This is a genomic window from Enterococcus sp. DIV1537a (genome assembly GCF_051712085.1).
In the GTDB taxonomy this organism is placed as follows: Bacteria; Bacillota; Bacilli; order Lactobacillales; family Enterococcaceae; genus Enterococcus; species Enterococcus faecalis.
The window spans coordinates 865,001-885,208 of sequence record NZ_JBIOOE010000001.1 but is presented as its reverse complement, the minus strand read 5'-3'; the positions used below and the strand labels follow the sequence as shown (position 1 = coordinate 885,208).

Genomic DNA, 20,208 nt, shown 5'->3' with positions numbered 1-20,208 from the left:
AATTAATCATTTTCAATACATTGAATAAATCGTTCAAAAGCACGACGGCCTTCTTCATCACGTTTAAAGACGCCGGCATCTGTTAAAATTTGAACAAAAATTGTCCCAATTCCTTGTTGGATCACTTCTTTGACATTGGCTTCAGTGATGGTTTGCTGACTGAGTTCATCCGCCCAAGCTCGATGACTTTCAGCAATTTGATTGGGTTGCTTTAATAAATACTTTTCGACTTCTCTTAATTCTTGTGCCAGCCTTGGTGGCAAAATAGCTAGTCCCATTACTTCAATTAAGCCAATATTTTCTTTCTTAATATGTTGTACTTCTGGATGTGGATGAAAAATGCCATCTGGAAATTCCTCCGAAACATTATTATCTCGTAAAACTAAATCCAATTCAAATAATGACCCTTTGCGTCGAGCAATTGGCGTAATCGTATGATGCGGTGTGCCATCTTCTGAATAGGCCCGAACTGAGACACGTTCATCAGAATAATTGCGCCATTTGGTCAAAATTAATTCGGCCGCCTCAACTAGTTCCTCTTGATGATTACTTTGAAGACGAATCACAGACATCGGCCATTTTAAAATACCAGCAGTTATCTCAGGATATTTTTTCAAAGAAAATCTTGTTTCCATTGGTGCTAAATCCATTGGAAATGTATGACGTCCTGCTTGGTAATGATCATGAGATAAAATAGAACCACCAACAATTGGCAAATCTGCATTAGAGCCCACAAAATATTCAGGGAATAACTCCGTAATTTTAAGGAGCCGCTGGAACGTTTTTTTCTCGATTTTCATTTCTCGATGTTGTTGGTCCAAGAAAATCGCATGCTCATTATAGTAAGCATATGGCGAATATTGAAAGCCCCAAGCTTCGTCCTCTAAATTTAGTCGGATAATCCGATGGTTTGTCCGTGCTGGATAATTCACACGGCCATAATAGCCTTCATTTTCCATACATAACATACACGCTGGATATTTTTTTTGACTCATTTTCTTTTCAGCCAAAATTTTTCGAGCATCCTTTTCTGGCTTCGATAAGTTAATGGTAATTTCTAGTTTACCATAGGGTGAGTCCATTGGGAAAATAATATTTTTGGCGATTGCTTTCGTTTTAATGTAGTTATTCGTTTTACATAACTGATAAAAATAATCCGTTGCTTTTCGTGGAGACTCTTGATAATAGTCCATAAACTTCCGATTAATAGTGGTTGGGGTCGGCGTAATAAAATCCATTAACTCCGCTTCTAGTTGTTCTGCTTCCGTAATTGAGTCATTGATTTGGTGATTGGCTTGTGCAATGTTTAAAAGATGTTCCACCACACGCAACGGTTCTTGCTCACAAGCAACCGCTTCTGGTTGTTCAAAAAAATCACAGCCAACTAGTTTGGCAATCCGATTCGTCAAATAATAACGGTCTGTTTCCGTCCAATCGCCATTTTCTATGATTATCTCTACAAATGCAGCAATCCATTTACTACTTTCTTTCATCATCTGATGTTCTCCTATTCATTATAGCCTTGAGGATGTTTCACATGCCATTGCCAAGCGGTGGCGATAATGTCCTTGACCTCAGTTACTTCTGGTTGCCAGCCTAAAACTCGTTTGGCTTTTTCACTAGAAGCAATTAACGTACTAGGATCCCCTGCTCGGCGTGGCGCGATTGTCGCAGGGATTTCTTGACCTGTCACTTCGCGTGCAGCATCTAACATTTCTTTAACAGAATAGCCGTTGTTGCTACCCAGGTTAAAGACGTCACTTTCGCCGCCATTTTTCAAGTATTCTAAAGCCAAAATATGTGCTGCAATCAAGTCTTCAATGTAAACATAATCTCGAATGCACGTGCCATCTGGTGTATCATAATCATCCCCAAAAATGCTTAGCTCTGCTCGTTGGCCCAATGCCACTTGTAAAATAATTGGCACAATATGCGTTTCTGGCGTGTGATCCTCACCAATTGAGGCATCTTTTTTTGCTCCTGCAACATTAAAATAACGCAAAGCAACATATTTCATTCCATAAGCGTTGTCGCACCATTTCATGATTTTTTCCATCATTAATTTACTTTCCCCATACGGGTTTTTAGGATTCGTTGGGGTTTCTTCTGTAATAGGCATTGCTTTTGGTTCTCCATAAGTGGCCGCTGTGGAAGAAAAAACAATGTGTTTCACTCCGAATTCTTGCATGACTTCCAAGGCAATTTGAGTGCCATGAACATTGTTATTGAAATACATTAACGGTTGCTCCACGGATTCTCCTACTAAAGAATTGGCCGCAAAGTGCAACACACCTTCAATTGATTCCTTTTCAAAGACACTACGTAAAAAAGCTTTATCACGAATATCGCCTTCATAGAAAGTCGCTTGTTCATGAACTGCTGAACGATGTCCCGTTAATAAATTATCAACAACAACAACGGCATATCCTTTTGAAATTAATTGATCGACGGCATGTGAGCCAATGTAGCCTGCGCCACCTAATACTAAAATAGACATTTAAAGCCTTCCTTTCTAAAATAACTTTCTGGCACCATCATCAATTGATGCAGGATAAAAATCAGCAGCATAGCCAATTTTATCTTGATAACTCTGGCCAACAGCTTCAATAAATGCATCTATATTTTGCTTTGGTACCAAAGCAATACTACAACCGCCAAACCCTGCACCAGTCATCCGTGCGCCCAAAACGCCTGGTTGTTCTTGCGCACAAGCCACTAAGGTATCCAACTCAATACCGGTTACTTCGTAATCTTCTTTTAGCGAAAGATGTGAGGCATTTAATAATAAGCCAAATTCTTCCAAATCCCCTTCAGTTAGCGCTTGTTTTGCCAATAAAGTTCGTTCATTTTCTGTGACGGCATGACGCGCTCGTTTAATCAACGTTGGATCTCCAATCAATACTTGATATTGTTCAAATGTCTCGCTGTCTAATTCACCTAAAAATTCAATAGATAACTCTTTTTGAAGCAAACGAACGGCTTCTTCGCATTCTGCACGGCGTTCATTATATTTTGAATCTGCTAATTCACGACGTTTGTTAGTATTCATAATGACAATCGTATACTCACCTAATTTGGCGGGAACCATTTCATAGTGCATATTATTGGTATCTAGTAGAATAGCTTGATCTTTTTCTCCCATCCCTACGGCAAATTGGTCCATAATTCCTGAATTAACTCCAATAAATTCATTCTCCACTTTTTTACCGATTTGCACCAATTCAAGCATTGGACAGTGTAAAGCATATAAATCATTACAGATCGTCCCCATTAAAAGTTCAATAGAAGCAGAAGAAGACAAGCCAGCACCATTAGGAATCGTACCGTAGAAGAGCACATCTAAGCCAGAATCAATATTGTGTCCGCTTTCAATCAAGTAATTTAAAACGCCTTTAGGATAATTTGCCCAATCATCTGAATCTGAATAGGTTAAATCTTCTAATGAAAATTCGATGAGACCAACCTCTTTAAAATTATCAGAAAACATTCGAATTTTTTGGTCGTCTCTTTTTCTTGCCACACCAAATGTCCCTAAAGTAATAGCCGCTGGGAAAACATGACCGCCATTGTAATCTGTATGTTCACCAATCAAATTAATTCTTCCAGGGGCAAAATAACAGGCTGTCCCTTTCTCACCAAATATTTCTACAAATCGATTCATTAACAGTTCTTCCATCACTAATCGCTCCTTTCACTAGTAAACAAATTGTATAATATTTACTAAACTTTTGCAAATATTTACTTAATTGTCATTTTGATTGAAAACGTGTACAATACAATTAAATAAAGATTTATTTTCTTAGCGTTTCTTTTCGACTATTTAAATAATCTAAACAACAAAGTTAAATTTACTAAATATTTACTTGAAAGAAGGATTGATTATTTTGACTATTTCAACTGAATCATTTGGACAAGGAATGCTTCTTTACACACTGACGAATAAAAATGGTGTGACTTTAAAAGCAACAGATTTTGGTGCGCGAATTGTTGCGCTCGACGTTCCTCTTACAAAAAATGAATCCCGATCACTCGTGCTAGGCTTTCCCTCAGCAGATGAATATTTGTCTAAAGACTTATATTTTGGTGCAACAATTGGTCGAACAGCTGGTCGAATTGCCGATGGCTCCTTTGAACTAGCGGGTAAAACGTATCAAACGATGATTAATACTCCTACTCAAACAACACTTCACGGCGGCACACCTGGGTTTGAAAGTAAAAAATGGCACAGCGAAATCCAAGAGGCACAAGTGAATCCTTCTGTGAAATTTTGGCTAGAGAGTCCTGCTGGTGAAAATGGTTTTCCTGGAAATCTCACTGTTTCAGTCACGTATACATTGACTGAAGAAAATGAATGGCAAATTGAGTATCAGGCAACTACAGATGAACAAACACTTTTTAATCCAACCAATCATGTCTACTTTAATTTAACTGGAAATCCCGCAATCCCCATTGATGCGCATGAGTTGCAAATAAATGCCCAAAAGTATGTCCCGCTTGATGAAAGAGTTTTACCACTTGGAGAATTAGCTTCCGTCGACCAGACAGCTTTTGATTTACAAAAACCTAAAAAATTAGCTGAGGTTTTTTCAAGTAACGATGAACAAATCCAAAAGATGAACGGCTTCGATCACCCTTTCATCTTAACCAATCATGATTTAATTAACCCAGATGTTATCTTAAAAAGTCCTACTAAAGATATCACCTTAGAAATGTTCACTGATCAACCTTCAGTTGTTATTTTTTCAGCAAATTTTGCTGATAACGGTCCCGATATTCAAGGGCAAAAATTAGTCAATCACGGAGCGCTCACATTTGAAACCCAAGTCTGTCCTGGTGCTGAAAGATTTCCCTTGTTCGGTTCTATCACCCTCTCACCTGAACAGGAATTTCACTCAACGACCCGTTTCAAACTAATTTATTAAGTGAAAAGATGCTCTTAACCAAGCTTATCTTCGAACTAAAAAAGATAAGAATGGTTAAGAGCACTTCTATTATTTGACATTTTTAATCGCTCCATTTACACTATTTTCAATTAGAAAGGTGGTGATGTCTATGTATGCAATCAAATTTTTTCATGGCTATTTAACTGCAGATGGTAAACGTACGCGAGATAAATCAGGTTGTTTAGTTTACCACTCTGAAAAAGAAGCACAAAAATTAGCAGATAAAATTGGCGGGAGAGTTAAAAAAATTGGATAACCTTAGGTAAAGGATAGATAAGCAAGGCTATTTTGCTATCTGTCCTTTTTTATTTTACATATTCCTCGACTTATTGTATTGATTTGATACAATAGAGAAAAAGCCTAAAGGAGCGCTTATATGAAACAAAATGACTTTGATTATATGCAAATGTTAAAAGGTGAATTATATTACGCCCCCACCATTTTACCCGAAAACAAATCAACAAAAGGCAAGGTGTTAGCTCAAAAAATCAATCAACTTCCTATCGACAATGTGAAAGAAATTGTGGCCCTAGAAAAAGAATTATTAGGAAAAACTGGCAATGAGTTATATATCACCCCACCCCTCCATGTAGATTACGGTCGCCATATTGAGGTAGGAGAAAATTTTTATGCAAATATGGATTGCATTTTTTTAGATGTAAACAAAATCATCTTCGGTGATAACGTCATGGTTGGCCCTCGTGCTAGTTTTTATACTGCCGGCCATCCAATTGATCCAACGATTCGAACTGCAGAATTAGAATTCGGTACGCCAATTATTGTTGAAGATAACGTGTGGATTGGCGGCAGTGCCACCATTTTACCTGGCGTTACAATTGGAAAAAATGCTATTGTCGCTGCTGGTGCTGTGGTTACAAAAGACGTTCCTGCGAACACGATTGTTGGGGGTAATCCAGCAAAAGTCATTCGCAAAATTGATGAAAACGATCAGCAATTTTGGACAGAAAAGCAACGCCAGTATCAAATCGCTAAGAAGCAATTCTTTCATGAATAAAAAATCCCCAATCCAATGAAAATAACGGATTGGGGATTTTTTATTTTAATCTTCTTCATAATAATTAAACATCCAATGGATGCCAAACTGATCTTTTAGGGAACCATACTTTTTGGACCAAAAAGTTTCAGATAATGGCATTGTAACAGTGCCACCTTCAGATAATCGTTTAAATAAGCGATCAATTTTTTCATCATCATCTGTGCTAACCACGAGCGAAAGGTTATTTCCTTCCGTAACTTCAAAACCAAACATATCAGGAACATCTGAAATCATTACATAGGTTCCTTCAATAATGATACTTGCGTTCATCACTAAATCCTTTATCTCGTCGTTTATAGGATGCTCAGGATCCTCAGGTGCTTCGCCAAAAGTCATTAAATTTTGACATTTTGTATCAAAAACATCTTCATAGAACGCAATTGCTTCTTTTGCTTCACCTTTAAAATTTATATACAGCTCTAACAAATGACTCACCTTCTTTCATGATCAAATTTTATACTTTATTTTCTCATGATTTGTCAGAAAGCAAAAATAGTCTGCTTAAAAATCTGATTTTTCTAGTAACAAGGTAACAAATTTTTCCAAATACAGTTGGTCAACCGCATCATAGCTATTTGTTACACCACTATCAATATCTAAAACACCGACCAATTGATGATTTTTTACCATCGGTACAACGATTTCAGACATCGCAGCTGAGTCACAAGAAATATAATTGGCGTGTGTCTTCACGTTATCAACAATCAATGTAGCTTGTTTTTCCGCGGACTCACCACAGACACCTTTGCCCATTTTAATTCTGGTACAAGAGACTTTCCCTTGAAAAGGCCCCAAAACTAATTCTTCATCTTTATATAAATAATACCCAGCAAAAACGGTATCTGGTAATGTTTGTGCAAGTAACGCGGACGAGTTTGCTAAATTTGCAATAGCATCCGTTTCTATTTCTAGCAAACCGCTCAATTGTTGTAAGCACAATTCGTAGGCTGCTTTTTTGTTTTCTCTCGTTTGTTCAGTCATGCTTGGTTCATCTCCTTCATTTTGTCTTATTATAAAGGAAGATACGCAAAAGTGCTATGTTAAAGTGAGTCAAACAAACTTGAAAAGCTGATACACGTTGTGAGCAGAAGCACTTTATAAGGATTAAACTGTGACGAGTAACCGCAGGACTGACACTATGCGTCGCTCAGAGCTGAACCCTGTTTCCTCTGTTTGGCTTTTTAGCATTCTATTTCTACCTAATTTTAAAGCAAGTTAAACCCATTGTCCTTTCAACATAATCTGGCGTTTCTGTGGTTTTCTAGCAATCACTTCTGCTGTAGAAGCTGCTTCTGTAAAAATAAAGTTTGCTTCGTCGCCTTCTGTAAACCAAAGGCGTTCTTCTTCAAATGAAAAAGGTGCTTCTTTACCACAGCCATGGACGTAAGCTTGAGTAAGTTGCTCTTCTGTAATCTTTCCTGTCATTTCACAAAAATTACGTAATTTTTCAAATAAATCACCTGAAACATTAGAACTCCAAGAGTCAAAAAAGCCATCACTACCTAAATGAACCGATACACCAGCTTGGCGTAACACATCAATTGGTGGCAATAAATAACGAGGATCATAGGGAATTGTAGACATAATCGCCGTTTGATGCGTTGCCAAGCGTTGGTATAGTTTTTCTTTTTCTGCTGGTCGTACATCTAGCAGCGCAAAGGCGTGACTGATAGCGGTTCGCTGAGTAAATTTTCGTTCTTCCAAAATGTCTAAAAATTTATCAATTGTATAAACGCCAACTTCCCCCGTATCATGCAAGTGAATATCGATTCCTACTTGAAATTCTTCTGCCAGATCAAAAATGGTTTCTAAAGATTCTTCAATTGCATAATCAATGCCTGCAGGATCTAAACCGCCAACCATTGTTCCACCATTTTTTAGGGCTTCTCTCATGAGTAAAACCGTGTGGGGATTTTTTAATAATCCATGCTGTGGAAAGACAACAATATCATAATCAATCACATGCGCATATTTTTCTAAGGCTCTTTTGACGCCCCAGAAGTTTTCTAGTTCTACATAAGGATCAATGTTGACATGTGTCCGAATATAAGAGGCTCCATAACCAATCAATTTTTCAATCATGGCCGTCGCTCGTTGTTCTGTTGACGGCGCTAACAATTTAAGTTCACTGGCTTCGTCTGCTAAACGCTCTTTTAAATTCTTAACAGGTTGGCTAGCACGCCAGCCTAATGAAAGGTAGGTTTTATCTAAGTGATTATGGCTCTCTTGAAAAGCGGGAATAGCCAGTTGTCCGTTTAAATCAGTGCCTTGTTGCTTTTCAGTGACTTGATTTTGCGGAATAATCGCTTGGATTTTGCCTTCTTGAATCGCTAAAGTATAGCGTGCGGTTTTAGTATACGTTAATTCGTGGTGGTCTTTAGCAAAACCAGTTTCTAAACGAACATTATTCAAATAAACAATGGATGCTGTCATTCTCTTTCCCCCTTTTGAACGGCTTCAACCAGTTGTCCTTTTAGTATCAGTTGTTGGATTGGCTGTTGGCGTGCAATCACGTGAGCAGTGCTCTCAGCATTAAATAGTAGGAAATCTGCAGAATCGCCGACGTTAGGCCAAACTCGCTGCCCGTTAGGATCAAGAGGCGTTACAAAATTACTCGCTAAGCCCCATAAACGATTCAAGCGATACTCATCGCTAATTTTAAATCTTTGAGCGGCTGTATTTAATTTTTCTATTGTATTGCCACTGCCAAAAGGCGACCAATGATCCGTCAAACTGTCATGAGCCACGGAGATCTTAACACCTTGTTCAACCAAGGTTGGAATCGGCATGGTGGGCATTCCAATCGGTACAGTCGAAGTCAAATCAATACCTGTTTCGATGAATTTTTGCGCAATGTCTCTAATTGCTGCTTCTTCTAAGCCCCCTAAGGCTAAAGCATGACTTAAAGTGACTTCGCCAAACATTTTTGCTTGTTCTGTATAATCAACAAATTTATTAAATTCATAAAGTCCCAAAGTATCACGGGCGTGTAAATGAACATCAATTTTTTTATTAAATGTGGTAGCTAATTCAAATATTTTTGCAATTGAATGATCCACATGACGATCCACAAGGGCTGGATCAACGCCACCGACATGAGTTGCCCCCATGCGTAAGGCTTCGCGCATCAAAGGTTCGACTTGTGAGCGGAGTAATCCGTGTTGAGGAAAAGCCACAATTTCATGAGTAATGTATTGTTCATATCGACTAAATGCTTCTTTAGTGATTTCAATATGTTTCGTTCCAATAGATGGATCTACATTACAATGACTGCGAATATGATAATGGCCTTGTTGAATATACTGCTCAATAACTTGGCAAGCACGTTCTAAACTAGTTGGTAATTGTTCAGGTAACAGCCAAGTTTCTTCTTCAATACGTGTTAAAATTCCTTTCGTTAGTGGACGACAGGCCTTCCAAGGTCCCCCAAAATACGTTTTATCAATATGAATATGCATTTCTCTTAGAGCAGGTAAAACGAGTTGCTGATTCACATCGATAACTGTTTCGCTCTCTAAAGGCCTTAACTGCGGTGCGACCGCAGTACAGACCTCGTTTTCAATTCGAATATCATAGCTAGCTGTTTCTGTCGCAACAATTCGCTGATTCACAGTAGAAAATCCTGTTTCTAATTTACAGTTTTTTAAAAGCATGACAAACCCCTTCCTACCTTCATTCAATTAGTTAACATAAGCCCATTTTAAACTGTACGTAGGTCCAAATGAATGCCAATACAGATCCTTGATTTTTTGATTAGCTAATACAGAAATGCTTCGATTGTAGATTGGTGCTAAAACCGTTTCCTGATTCACCAAAATATCTTGTGCTTGAGCAAAGTCATTTAAACGAGCCTCTTGATCAGCCGCATGTGTTGTTCTAGTCTCTTGGATTAATTGATCATACGTATCACTCTTGAACGTTACGCCGCCCAAGGTACTATCCGAAGTAAAAATGCGCATAACTGTTAATGGATCACGATAATCGGTTCCCCAACCAGATAATTCTAAATCATAGTCTCTCGTTTGATCACGATCAACACGAATAGTAAAAGGAACTTGAGTAACATTCACTTCTAATCCGTCTAGATTTTCTTCCAATTGAAATTGGAAAAACTCAGCAGCTTTTTTTGCGCTGTCTGTATCATCTGTTAAAAATTCTAATTTGATTTTATCCAGCCCAATTTCTTTTTTACCTTTTTCCCAGAATTCTTTTGCTTTCGCTGTATCATAGGTTAAGTAGTTATTTTTCTTAGCAGCTAGTTTTGTGAAATCTGTTCCATCTGGCGCAATCGTTTGTCCCGGCGGAATTACTTGATCTGTAGCCGTTGATTGATCTTGCAAGACTTCTTTTACAAAACTTTCTTTATCAAAAGCTTGTGCCAACGCTTTACGAATATTGTTGTTCGCTAAAGCCGGATTTTCTTTTCCATCACGAACGCTGTTCATTTTTAAAAAGTATGTGACGAATTGAGGAATTGAAAGAAAGGCTGGATTATCAACATAACCAGGAATAAATTCACCACTTAGCTTATTCACTACATCCAATTCATTCGAGTCAAACAAATTCACCGCTGTCGTTGGGCTCTTAATTACTGAAACTTTCGCTTCTGTTAATTTAACTTTTTCAGCATCCCAATACGTATCATTTTTTTCGTAGGTCCAGTCATCGGAAGAGGCATTATCCCATTCTTTCAATTTAAAAGGACCATTATAAATCAAATGTTCTGCATCAGTGGCATATTTATCCCCTTGTTCTTTGATATATTTTTCATTTTGCGGAAACAAAACAGGAAACGAAAGCAAAGATTTCAAATAAGGGGTGGGCCGTTCTAAAGTTATTTCTAACGTTTTATCATCTAGCGCCTTAACCCCAAGAGTATTCACATCTGCGCCTTCTAAAGCAATTTCCTTAGCATTTTTAATGACATCAAAAAATAAAGCTTGATGAATCGATCCTGATTTAGGGGAAGCAACTTGTTGCCATGCATAAACAAAGTCGTTTGCTGTTACTGGATCATCATTCGACCATTTGGCATCTTCTCTAATCTTAAATGTATAAACGGTTTCATCTTCAGAAATCGCTGGTTCTTCGGCAGCGACCCCCAACTCTAATTCATCTTCTTTACCTAAAACATAGAGTCCTTCATAAACTTGATTCATGACTAAAGTCGAGGTCGTATCCCCCGCTGTGTGTGGTTCCATTGTCGAAATAGCCGCTTCAGAACTAATTGCAATTTTTTGTTCCGCTGCTTTGTTACTATCAGCCGAGTTTCCCGTTCCCGCCTGACAAGCCGTTAAAGCTAAAAGCAAACCGACGCATCCTAACATTTTTAATTTTTTCATACCGATCCCTCCATTTTACAAACTATAACCTTCAAAGTTACCAGAATTTTCTGATAAAATATAGAAAAAGAAGCATATCTGATAAGAGTCTCAAAAAACTTACAGATTATAGAAATACTTGAGAAATTTAAAGTAGCTGAAACAATAGTAAAAGCATTAAAAATTAAGTATACTATTGCTATATCTTTAAACGATGCGTTTCTATAGGTTGTAAGCGCTGATTGTTCTTATTTGGTCACTTGTGACTACCAATCACGTGATGACTTGGAACTTTTTTCTATTAGTATAAGGATACCTTATTTTCCCTAAAATAGTTTTGTAACATCTTACAATAAATACACTTAATTTTTAGATAATTCATACAAAAGGAGGCCTTGCTAATGATGACGGTCAATGATCTACTCCATGCAGAAGAACTACCTGGTTTAACCTTATTGACGCACGAGACCAATTTAGATGCGCCAATTCTACAAGCAAATATTTTAGAAAATCCTGATGCTTTTGACTGGTTAACGCCAGGAGAAATTTTATTAACTACCGGCTATATTTTCAAAGATCAGCCTTGCTTGCAAAAACGTCTTATTCAAGAACTAGCAAATATGAACTGCGCTGCTCTAGGCTTTAAAGTCCAACGTTATTTCAATGAAGTTCCACAAGAGATGATCCAATTAGCGAATGACGTCGGATTACCAATTCTCTCAATCCCTTATAATTACAACTTTTCTCAAATTATTTCATTGGTCAATCGCCGAGTCAATCAACCTGACGAAACGATTAGCCAACATTCTGTTCATATGCATAATAAATTTTATACAATTATCAAAGCTGGCGGAAAAAGTACCCAATTACTGGAAGTATTAAGTGCCGCGATTCAAGCGCCTGTAATGCTTTTAGATGAGCGTTTTCAGATTATGAATCATTTTGATTTACCTGATGCGCCAACAAGAATCACCAGTATTTTAAACAACGCGACTCTCAAAAAACAGTTTGAGACAGCTCTAAAAGCCCAGAACAATGAGCTACTATTATTTTATAAAGAACCATTGACTGTTGAATTTTCCTTAGCGAACCATCAGTTATCTTTGCGAATTTTACCCATCAAAAAGAAAAATCTCAGCTTATCTTACTTAGTGATTTGGCAAACTACCAAAAAATTACAGACGATTGATTTATTATCTGTGGAGGTCTGTGCTCACTACCTTTTACCACAACTTCAATTAGAATCTTCGGAAAATTTAACAACGAGGCAAAAGATCGGGGCGCTGTTTCAAGACCTTATCCAAGAAAAAAATACCAATCCTCAAGCTTGGCAAGAATTTAGTAATTATCTGCAATTAAATGAAAAAGATACATTTAGTCTCTTGCTTGTAGCCATTGAACAATTGGAACAACTGTTTAATCCGACTATTCAAATGAATAGCATTGGCCATCAATTGAATCATATTTTAGAAGGATATCGACAAAAAATTACTGCCTTTCCTACACAAACTGGCTTTATTTTATTACTAGAAAATCCAGCGCAAGAGGAAGCCACCTACCTTGCACAAACCACTCATCTTGCCAAGAATTTACTAGAGCAACTAATGAAACTGAATCCAAAATTATCATTTAAATTAGCGATTGGGCCAACTGTCAAAAAAATCACCAATCTGTGTGATTCTTATAAATTAGCACAAGAAACATTCCACTTAGCACAAGCAAGTCAAGAATTACAACAACGAACTATTTTGAATTATGACGACCTCTTTTTTTATCGTTTAATGATCGAAACCCTGACCAAACAAGCCAAACAAAAAATATATCAACGATTGATTGAACCATTAGAAAAAGAAGATCAAAAACATGAAAGTTCCCTACTAGAAACCATCAATACCTACTTTCAATCGAATAAAAATATTTCGTTGACTGCCACAAATATGTATGTACATCGTAATACAATTATTTACCGCTTAAAAAAAATAGAAGAGATTCTTCACTTAACTTTAGAATTTCCTGATAGTTCGCTACAACTAAGTTTGGCTGTTTATTTATATAAACAAAAATTACTATAAAAAAAACACCACGAATAGTAAATCGTGGCGGCTTTTTTAACTGTTTCAATTTTGTTAGCGAATAATCATTACAGAAATTGGTGCATATCGAGCCATATAAGCTGCTTGGCTACCAAAAAAGCTTTTTAATTTGCTAGTTGACTTGGAGCCAATAATTAACAAATCTGGTTTATTCAAAGGAATAAGCTTATTAATAATTAATTCCCCTGGGTTCCCTTCATTGACAATTACACTTACTTTATCGATGCCATTCGCTAACGCTTCTTGTTGATATTTTTCCGTTTGTTTCTCTAATTTCGCCAACTGTTCTTGCCAATAATTTTTATCTAACGATTGGTAAACATTAATCTCCTTCTCTTCTAAAATCGAAACAATAACCAATTCAGCTTGTTCTTCTTTTGCTTTTTGGATAGCATAATGAAATGCTTTTAACGCATCTGGCGACTCTTCAACACCAACCATAATTTTTGAAAATTTCATTATTTAACCTCCTCTACTTGTTGCTCCATAGCTGCAAGCTGCTGTGCATATCGTTTATCGCCTTTATATAATTCTACAACCGTCCAAACTAACAAGAGGATGACGAGTGCTATGATGACATAAGCAATATTATCGGCTAACGTAATTTGACTCGCTGTCGGATTATCACCGAAGAATCCTTCAATTTGATCAGGTAAGCCTTTCATATTGAGGTAAATTAAGCCAATGACAGAAACCCAGCCTAACAATTTAATTAACCACGAGTTTTTAAAATGTTCACCCATTTCAACACGGCTATCTGTAAACATCAGTAAAGGCAACATCGAAAATGGCAAAGCAAATGCTAGAAAAACTTGTGAATTGTTCATTAAATTATTAATCGCAATATGCTCCTCCACTGTACTTTTTCCGCTGGTCATTAAAACACAGATTAAGACAGGAATAACAGATAACAAACGTGTGACCATCCGACGTAACCAAATTGGTACGCGCATATGAATAAACCCTTCCATAATAATTTGACCAGTTAAGGTTCCTGTAATTGTTGAATTTTGTCCTGATGCCAATAAGGCTACCGCAAATAAAATTGATAAAATTCCAGAACCTGCAATATGCGCTAAAATAGAATTACTCATAACCGCTGGATTTGATAAAGCATCAAACAAACCAAAGAATGAAGGATCTTTGACACTGCCGGATTTAAAAACGGCCACACCCATAATCAATAACAAAGAGTTAACAAAAAATGCCATCGTTAATTGAATATTAGAATCCCAAGTTGAAAAGCGTAAAGCGCGTTGAATATCGGTTTTATCTTTACGATCAATTTTACGACTTTGGACAACAGAAGAATGTAAATACAAATTATGAGGCATCACTGTTGCACCAATAATCCCCAATGCACCTGTCAGTGGCGTTTGCCCATTCACCGCATGCGATGTAGAAAAAGCTTCTGCGCTAGGAACCAGCCCTTTAATTACATCTCCCCATACTGGATTTGACAATGCCACTTGATAAGCAAAAATCACAAAAATAACAACAATTAAAGCAACAACAATAGCTTCAATTTTTCTAAAACCAATTTTTGTCAATAACAACAAAAGTAAAACATCAAATACCGTAATGAAGACAGCCAGACCTAAAGGAATATGAAATAATAAATATAAGGCAATTGCGCCCCCGATAACTTCAGCGATATCTGTAGCCATAATTGCTAACTCTGTTAAAATCCATAATACAATACCTAACGTCTTACTAGTTCTAGCACGAATCGCTTGTGCTAAATCCATCTGTGAAACAATACCTAATTTAGCAGCCATATATTGGAGCAACATTGCAATCAAACTGGAAATTAAAATAATCGACATCAATAAATATTGAAAATTTTGTCCCCCAGTAATTGAAGTAGACCAGTTTCCTGGATCCATATACCCCACTGCTACCAATGCTCCTGGACCTGAGTAAGCAAATAACGTTTTCCAAAAACTCATATTTTTAGGCACGTTGATGGTGCCATTAATTTCTTCAAGCGAAGGACCATTTGCATATTCAATCAAATGATGTCTTTGCTTTGGTTCATGTTCTTCTGAATTTTTCAATTCAATTCCTTCTTTCGTTTTGCAATAATTTTAAAAGGCCCTTCCCGCTAGAAGGTTAACCTCTAATATATTTTAGGTACACCTAAAATATACTGCTAAAAATAACAAAATGCAAGACTTGAAAGAAAATTTTGACAGTGTAAAAATAGATTGTCGTAAATGTGCGGTCTTAAAGTTTGAAGAAATCAGGGTAGCTGGTAGTTGATTATCTTAAGAAGTAGAAAATAAGGGACCTAAGTCATTTCGGCTTAGGTCCCTTATTTTATTTTTATTCGGTTATTCTATTAAGAATGGATGCTACAATTTCTGTCGTGTCAGCTGAATGATTTCTAAAAATCTCGGTAAACTGAATCTGACGAAAACCTTCAAGTACTTCGGGCAACTTATTTTTCCCCCATTCAAAAGTTCCATCATTTCTTTTCAATAATCTCTGTAAAATTTCTTCTTTCTCGACCGCTAACAAAAAATGATAAACGTCAATGCCAGCTCGTCTCAAATAACCAATCAGCTCTTCTTCATATTCTTTTTTATAAAGGGTCATTGGAACAATAATCGTCCGTCCAGACTCTTTGGACATTCGTTTTAATAAATGAGCATTCCAGCAACGCCATTCCTGATACTCTTGAAAATCATTTTCTTTCATTTCTTCGGGAACTAACTCCATCAATGCACTACCAATAATTTCTGGATCATAAATGATTGCATTGGGAAGTTTTTGTTGTAACTCATGTGCAATGGTCGTTTTTCCGGCTCCAAACGCACCGTTTAACCAAATAATCATCATAATTTCCTTTCTTCTGAACAAATTTCTTTGTTGTTTAATTTAGGTGCTAGATTACTTTTAATTTTTTTAGCCATTCACTTATAGTTACTACTTACATCTTTAACAGTAAACGAGACAAACTAAAAATACAACATCCTACGCTATTAACCTCGGGTTACATAACATACTCATCTGATAATTTTCCCCTAAAAAAACAGAATGTGGGCAATCTTTTTAAGAATCATTGAATAGAATAACAACAAACAGTAATTCAGGTATAACCAGCTAGAAATTGTTTTATTTTTAGTCACGAGTATGATAAGCATGTAAATCAAATAGAATCATATTAGGTGAGGTTACTCTGAAGAACACAGGTTATCGCTCGGAAATGTCGAGAGACAGTAACGAGTAAAGCAGGGATTGTCGAATTAAGGCTTTCCTAAGATAACTAGAATTTTTTTTCTTACGTCTCAGAAAGCCAAAGCTCAATTATTGTGATTACCCTATAATCTTCTTCTTTTATTCGGCGACCTCTTTAATATGATTAATTGGAGGTTTTTAAATTGAAAGCTGTCACTGCATCATCTAAGAAAAATACCCTACTTGCTAAAAGTATCGGGAATCTTACCTTACTCATCATTTTAGGCATTTTCATTTTTATCATCGTCTTCTCTTGGCTAAAAATGAATCGCCCTCTTCACACCCTTCCCTCAGAAGAATTCCTCGCAACACCAAGTAAAACAGATGATTTCTTATCTCCATCAAATCTTTTTTACTTTTCAATTCGAACCATGTTTCGAATGATTGTGGGTATGGCTTGGTCCTTCCTGTTTTCCTTTGTTTTTGGTATTTTAGCCGTAAAATATAAAACGGCAAGAAGAGTCATTTTACCATTAGTTAATTTCCTTGAATCCGTTCCATTACTAGGCTTTTTGACCTTTACAACTGCTTGGTTACTTGGTTTATTTCCAGGAAATGTGATGGGTGCAGAAGCGGTTGCTATTTTTGCCATCTTCACAGGTCAAGCTTGGAACATCATGTTGACTCTTTATCAAATAATGGAAGTTATTCCTTCAGATCTAGTCAATGTGACCGATCAGTTCAAGTACAATGCTTGGGAAAAATTTTGGCGTCTTGAATTTGTTTACTCAATTCCTGGCTTACTTTGGAACGTTATTATTTCTCAAACTGCGGCTTGGTTTGCCTTGGTGGCCAGCGAGCAAGCTTCTGTTGCCTTTCCTAAAGAAACCAACCTTTATTTACCAGGAATTGGTTCTTATATCCAAGTAGCATTAAATCGAGCCGACTTTAAATCCTGTTTATGGGCTGTTTTTGCCTTACTAATCAATGTGGTGATTTTAAACTTTTTAGTTTTTCAACCTTTAGTTCGAGCCACTTATTATTTTAAATATGAAACAGATGTCGAAAGTACAACGCCACCTAAATCCATCATTTATCATTTATTAAAAAAAGCAACTTTAACGAAATACTTTTCAAAAGCTTTTGTGAAATTCAGTCATTTTTGGATTTACGATTTACCAAAAGTTTGGTACTTTTTCAAGCTAGACTATCTCTATCGATTACTAGCAAAATTACGCCATTTCTTCAAAACATTATGGTATGTCAGCTTAACCATTATTGGGGTTTATTGTTCTATTAAGCTCTATCATTTCTTGCCCCATCAAGATTTCAGCATGATTCCTAGATTAACCCTTTATACTACGCTACGGGTTACCTTGGCTATGGTCGTTGCTGGCATTATCTTTACTCCCTTAGCAATCTGGGTTGCGAATGATAATCGGCGCTTAAGTATCGTTCAACCGATTGGACAAATTTTAGGCTCCATTCCGTCAAATGTTTATACTCCATTCATTGTGTTGATTATTAGTATGGGCTTCAACAAATTAGAATGGTGGATTTTACCACTCATCATGGTTGGTTGCCAATGGTATTTTTTCTTTAATGTAATTGCTGGCTACTTAGCCATCCCTGATGATATTCGTGACGTAACCAAACTTTTTAAATTATCTAAATGGCAATGGTGGACAAAATTTTTGATCCCTTCTATTTTACCTTACCTCATTACAGCAATTATTAACGCTGCTGGTGCTGCTTGGAACGCTGATATCGCAGCAGAAAGCATTCAATGGGGCAAAAAATCAATAGATGTTACTGGCCTAGGACAATATATTGCGGCAAACGATGGTGTAAAAGATAAATCTGCCTTAGGAACCTTAGCGATGTGTTTCGTTGTTGGTTTATGTATCGCCTTTGTTTGGCAACCTTTATATCGAGCAGCAAAACAAAAATTTCACTATTAATAGCTGGACGACTCAACTCGACTAAATTTTTAAGATAAACTAGAGAGGAGAACGATAGGTTATTTCCCTTGACCTATCTAATAAGACGATGGAAAATAAAGAATTATTAAGCATAAAATCAGTATATAAAGAATTTGAAATTGAAGGACATTCAGAACATTTAAAAGTCCTTGAAAATATTGATTTAACAGTTAAAACGAATGAATTTTTAAGTATTATCGGACAATCAGGAACAGGAAAATCAACGTTGCTCAGAAGTATCGCTGGACTTCTTCGTACAACTAGAGGTGAAATTACTTTTGAAGATAAAATCATTAATGAGCCTGATGCCAATATCGGCATGGTTTTTCAACATTTTGCCCTTTTTCCTTGGTTGACAGTTGAAAAAAATATCAGCTTTGGCTTAGAAAACCGTAAAGAAATTTCTCGCGAACAAATAAATAAAAGAGTCAGTAATCTCATTGAAATGATTGGTTTAACTGGTTTTGAAAAAGCTTATCCCAGAGAGTTATCTGGTGGAATGAAACAGCGTGTAGGCTTTGCTCGTGCTTTAGCCATCGAACCTAGTTTATTGCTCTTAGACGAACCTTTTTCAGCTTTAGATATCATTACAGCCAGCCAATTATCCAATGATTTATTAGAAATTTGGTTAAACAATCAAATTGCGACTAAATCAATTGTAATGATCACGCATGACGTTCAACAAGCAGTCCAACTTTCTGATCGGGTTGTATTAATGGATGCAAATCCTGGTCGTATTGCCAAAATTTACTCAATCGATATCCCCAGAAATCAACGTTCGCCAAAAACAACCATTGATATTGTAGAACAAATAACAGAAGAAATGGTTCGTCGCATTCATTTGTAAATAGAACTGTTTTGACTTCTGCTTATGTCTTGACAAAGAGTTACTTAAAAGACTATTATTTCTTTGTAATAAGTTAGGTGAGGCTCCTATACAAACATAGGCTATTGCTCAGAAATGTCGAGAGACACCAATGAGTAGAACAAGACTGGTCGAGGAGAAGGCTTTTCTCAAAATAGCTAAGAGTGATCTTTACGTTGTATAGTGCTAAAGCTCAACGTTCATGTTGATGTATATTTTTAGTCTCTAGTCAATCAGTTAAGTACTTTTATTTAAAATTAAGAGAGGAGTGAAAGTATGACTACTATGTTAGCAATCATTGGAACTGTTGTAATCATCACAGTTCAAGTTATTGAATATAATATGACAGAAATTCATATTCCCACTGCAGGAACATTTAATGACGATGATGCAGAACCCCCACATTCTTCTGTACCCCTTGTATTTATTCGCACTATACTTATCACTCTCTCACTTAACTTTCCATCTCATTTTTTTGAGATGGTTTTTTTATGTATTCGAGAAAATAATAAACAAAAAAGACTGTTAAATCAATGATTTAACAGTCTTTAGTATACCGGCGGCCGGGGTCGAACCGGCACTCCCGTGAAGGAACTGGATTTTGAGTCCAGCGCGTCTGCCAATTCCGCCACGCCGGCAAGATATTTTGGAAGGCGGTAACCGGATTTGAACCGGTGATGAAGGTTTTGCAGACCTCTGCCTTACCACTTGGCTATACCGCCATATTCCATTTTTGTTACAAAAAAACTGGGGTAGCTGGATTCGAA

At 36.7% G+C, this 20,208-nt stretch carries 18 protein-coding genes, 3 tRNA genes and 2 riboswitches (1 of these 23 running past the window's edge); of the genes, 7 read left to right on the top strand and 14 right to left on the bottom strand.

Annotation, left to right across the window (positions count from 1 at the left end; translation table 11 throughout):
- Positions 1 to 2 precede the first annotated feature (2 nt).
- The 3 genes from galT to IGJ41_RS04430 are packed head-to-tail and all read right to left on the bottom strand — an operon-like array spanning position 3 to position 3,676.
- On the bottom strand, positions 3 to 1,493 hold the full coding sequence (galT, locus tag IGJ41_RS04440) for a UDP-glucose--hexose-1-phosphate uridylyltransferase (RefSeq protein WP_016626403.1): 1,491 nt from the start codon (positions 1,491 to 1,493) through the stop codon (positions 3 to 5).
- A gap of 14 nt (positions 1,494 to 1,507) precedes the next feature.
- Positions 1,508 to 2,497 carry a UDP-glucose 4-epimerase GalE gene (galE, locus tag IGJ41_RS04435; protein WP_010710165.1) on the bottom strand — a complete coding sequence of 330 codons (990 nt, stop codon included), beginning with the start codon at positions 2,495 to 2,497 and terminating at the stop codon, positions 1,508 to 1,510.
- A gap of 15 nt (positions 2,498 to 2,512) precedes the next feature.
- Positions 2,513 to 3,676: a galactokinase gene (locus tag IGJ41_RS04430; protein ID WP_016626768.1), complete on the bottom strand. Its 1,164-nt coding sequence runs from the start codon at positions 3,674 to 3,676 to the stop codon at positions 2,513 to 2,515.
- A 187-nt stretch (positions 3,677 to 3,863) separates the two neighbouring features.
- On the opposite strand from IGJ41_RS04430, the gene galM reads away from it, so the two are divergent.
- From galM to IGJ41_RS04415, 3 genes are all read left to right on the top strand, one after another.
- Positions 3,864 to 4,922, top strand: a complete 1,059-nt coding sequence (gene galM / locus IGJ41_RS04425; RefSeq protein ID WP_002384757.1) for a galactose-1-epimerase — start codon at positions 3,864 to 3,866, stop codon at positions 4,920 to 4,922.
- A gap of 130 nt (positions 4,923 to 5,052) precedes the next feature.
- The gene (locus IGJ41_RS04420; RefSeq protein WP_002384758.1) at positions 5,053 to 5,199 is read left to right on the top strand and encodes a hypothetical protein; all 147 of its coding nucleotides are present in this window, start codon (positions 5,053 to 5,055) and stop codon (positions 5,197 to 5,199) included.
- 120 nt (positions 5,200 to 5,319) lie between these two features.
- Positions 5,320 to 5,958: a sugar O-acetyltransferase gene (locus IGJ41_RS04415; protein WP_002379300.1), complete on the top strand. Its 639-nt coding sequence runs from the start codon at positions 5,320 to 5,322 to the stop codon at positions 5,956 to 5,958.
- A gap of 45 nt (positions 5,959 to 6,003) precedes the next feature.
- Here IGJ41_RS04415 and IGJ41_RS04410 read toward each other — a convergent pair whose 3' ends face one another.
- From IGJ41_RS04410 to IGJ41_RS04390, 5 genes are all read right to left on the bottom strand, one after another.
- The gene (locus tag IGJ41_RS04410) at positions 6,004 to 6,435 is read right to left on the bottom strand and encodes a VOC family protein (protein WP_002382065.1); all 432 of its coding nucleotides are present in this window, start codon (positions 6,433 to 6,435) and stop codon (positions 6,004 to 6,006) included.
- Between the two features lie 66 nt (positions 6,436 to 6,501).
- Entirely contained in the window at positions 6,502 to 6,981 is a 480-nt protein-coding gene (locus IGJ41_RS04405) for a GAF domain-containing protein (protein WP_002360627.1), read from the bottom strand.
- Between the two features lie 234 nt (positions 6,982 to 7,215).
- Positions 7,216 to 8,433, bottom strand: a complete 1,218-nt coding sequence (locus IGJ41_RS04400; protein WP_002371358.1) for an amidohydrolase — start codon at positions 8,431 to 8,433, stop codon at positions 7,216 to 7,218.
- Positions 8,430 to 9,680 carry an amidohydrolase family protein gene (locus IGJ41_RS04395; RefSeq protein WP_162782996.1) on the bottom strand — a complete coding sequence of 417 codons (1,251 nt, stop codon included), beginning with the start codon at positions 9,678 to 9,680 and terminating at the stop codon, positions 8,430 to 8,432. Before IGJ41_RS04395 ends, IGJ41_RS04400 begins: the two co-directional genes overlap by 4 nt.
- Positions 9,681 to 11,342, bottom strand: coding sequence for a peptide ABC transporter substrate-binding protein (locus tag IGJ41_RS04390; protein WP_002363656.1), 1,662 nt, complete (start codon positions 11,340 to 11,342; stop codon positions 9,681 to 9,683).
- Positions 11,343 to 11,722: 380 nt separating this feature from the next.
- Between IGJ41_RS04390 and IGJ41_RS04385 the strand changes: the two genes are divergently transcribed.
- A complete protein-coding gene (locus IGJ41_RS04385; RefSeq protein ID WP_002358159.1) occupies positions 11,723 to 13,393 on the top strand; it encodes a PucR family transcriptional regulator in 1,671 nt (556 codons plus the stop codon).
- Between the two features lie 54 nt (positions 13,394 to 13,447).
- Here IGJ41_RS04385 and IGJ41_RS04380 read toward each other — a convergent pair whose 3' ends face one another.
- The 3 genes from IGJ41_RS04380 to IGJ41_RS04370 form a co-directional block, all read right to left on the bottom strand.
- Complete coding sequence (locus IGJ41_RS04380; protein WP_002358161.1) at positions 13,448 to 13,873, bottom strand: universal stress protein; 426 nt, start codon at positions 13,871 to 13,873, stop codon at positions 13,448 to 13,450.
- A complete protein-coding gene (locus tag IGJ41_RS04375) occupies positions 13,873 to 15,471 on the bottom strand; it encodes an Nramp family divalent metal transporter (protein WP_104855718.1) in 1,599 nt (532 codons plus the stop codon). The genes IGJ41_RS04380 and IGJ41_RS04375 overlap by 1 nt, the downstream gene beginning before the upstream one ends.
- A gap of 268 nt (positions 15,472 to 15,739) precedes the next feature.
- The gene (locus IGJ41_RS04370) at positions 15,740 to 16,255 is read right to left on the bottom strand and encodes an AAA family ATPase (RefSeq protein WP_162782995.1); all 516 of its coding nucleotides are present in this window, start codon (positions 16,253 to 16,255) and stop codon (positions 15,740 to 15,742) included.
- A 314-nt stretch (positions 16,256 to 16,569) separates the two neighbouring features.
- A riboswitch (M-box (ykoK) riboswitch) is annotated at positions 16,570 to 16,738 on the top strand.
- 44 nt (positions 16,739 to 16,782) lie between these two features.
- Here IGJ41_RS04370 and IGJ41_RS04365 point away from each other — a divergent pair.
- From IGJ41_RS04365 to IGJ41_RS04355, 3 genes are all read left to right on the top strand, one after another.
- Positions 16,783 to 18,555: an ABC transporter permease subunit gene (locus IGJ41_RS04365; RefSeq protein WP_002384764.1), complete on the top strand. Its 1,773-nt coding sequence runs from the start codon at positions 16,783 to 16,785 to the stop codon at positions 18,553 to 18,555.
- An 88-nt stretch (positions 18,556 to 18,643) separates the two neighbouring features.
- On the top strand, positions 18,644 to 19,423 hold the full coding sequence (locus IGJ41_RS04360) for an ABC transporter ATP-binding protein (protein ID WP_002360638.1): 780 nt from the start codon (positions 18,644 to 18,646) through the stop codon (positions 19,421 to 19,423).
- Positions 19,424 to 19,485: 62 nt separating this feature from the next.
- Positions 19,486 to 19,653: riboswitch (M-box (ykoK) riboswitch) on the top strand.
- A gap of 64 nt (positions 19,654 to 19,717) precedes the next feature.
- Positions 19,718 to 19,978, top strand: coding sequence for a hypothetical protein (locus IGJ41_RS04355; RefSeq protein ID WP_010827271.1), 261 nt, complete (start codon positions 19,718 to 19,720; stop codon positions 19,976 to 19,978).
- 17 nt (positions 19,979 to 19,995) lie between these two features.
- Here the strand turns inward: IGJ41_RS04355 and IGJ41_RS04350 are convergent.
- From IGJ41_RS04350 to IGJ41_RS04340, 3 genes are all read right to left on the bottom strand, one after another.
- Positions 19,996 to 20,079: transfer RNA gene (locus tag IGJ41_RS04350), tRNA-Leu, on the bottom strand.
- A gap of 13 nt (positions 20,080 to 20,092) precedes the next feature.
- Positions 20,093 to 20,163 (bottom strand) — tRNA-Cys (locus IGJ41_RS04345).
- Positions 20,164 to 20,188: 25 nt separating this feature from the next.
- Positions 20,189 to 20,208 (bottom strand) — tRNA-Gln (locus IGJ41_RS04340) (it continues 52 nt past the right edge of the window).

Coding starts and splice junctions, on each gene's coding strand:
- galT (WP_016626403.1), bottom strand. CDS start 1,493: ATGAAAGAAAGTAGTAAATGGATTGCTGCATTTGTAGAGATAATCATA.
- galE (WP_010710165.1), bottom strand. CDS start 2,497: ATGTCTATTTTAGTATTAGGTGGCGCAGGCTACATTGGCTCACATGCC.
- IGJ41_RS04430 (WP_016626768.1), bottom strand. CDS start 3,676: ATGGAAGAACTGTTAATGAATCGATTTGTAGAAATATTTGGTGAGAAA.
- IGJ41_RS04420 (WP_002384758.1), top strand. CDS start 5,053: ATGTATGCAATCAAATTTTTTCATGGCTATTTAACTGCAGATGGTAAA.
- IGJ41_RS04415 (WP_002379300.1), top strand. CDS start 5,320: ATGAAACAAAATGACTTTGATTATATGCAAATGTTAAAAGGTGAATTA.
- IGJ41_RS04405 (WP_002360627.1), bottom strand. CDS start 6,981: ATGACTGAACAAACGAGAGAAAACAAAAAAGCAGCCTACGAATTGTGC.
- IGJ41_RS04400 (WP_002371358.1), bottom strand. CDS start 8,433: ATGACAGCATCCATTGTTTATTTGAATAATGTTCGTTTAGAAACTGGT.
- IGJ41_RS04390 (WP_002363656.1), bottom strand. CDS start 11,342: ATGAAAAAATTAAAAATGTTAGGATGCGTCGGTTTGCTTTTAGCTTTA.
- IGJ41_RS04385 (WP_002358159.1), top strand. CDS start 11,723: ATGATGACGGTCAATGATCTACTCCATGCAGAAGAACTACCTGGTTTA.
- IGJ41_RS04380 (WP_002358161.1), bottom strand. CDS start 13,873: ATGAAATTTTCAAAAATTATGGTTGGTGTTGAAGAGTCGCCAGATGCG.
- IGJ41_RS04370 (WP_162782995.1), bottom strand. CDS start 16,255: ATGATGATTATTTGGTTAAACGGTGCGTTTGGAGCCGGAAAAACGACC.
- IGJ41_RS04360 (WP_002360638.1), top strand. CDS start 18,644: ATGGAAAATAAAGAATTATTAAGCATAAAATCAGTATATAAAGAATTT.
- IGJ41_RS04355 (WP_010827271.1), top strand. CDS start 19,718: ATGACTACTATGTTAGCAATCATTGGAACTGTTGTAATCATCACAGTT.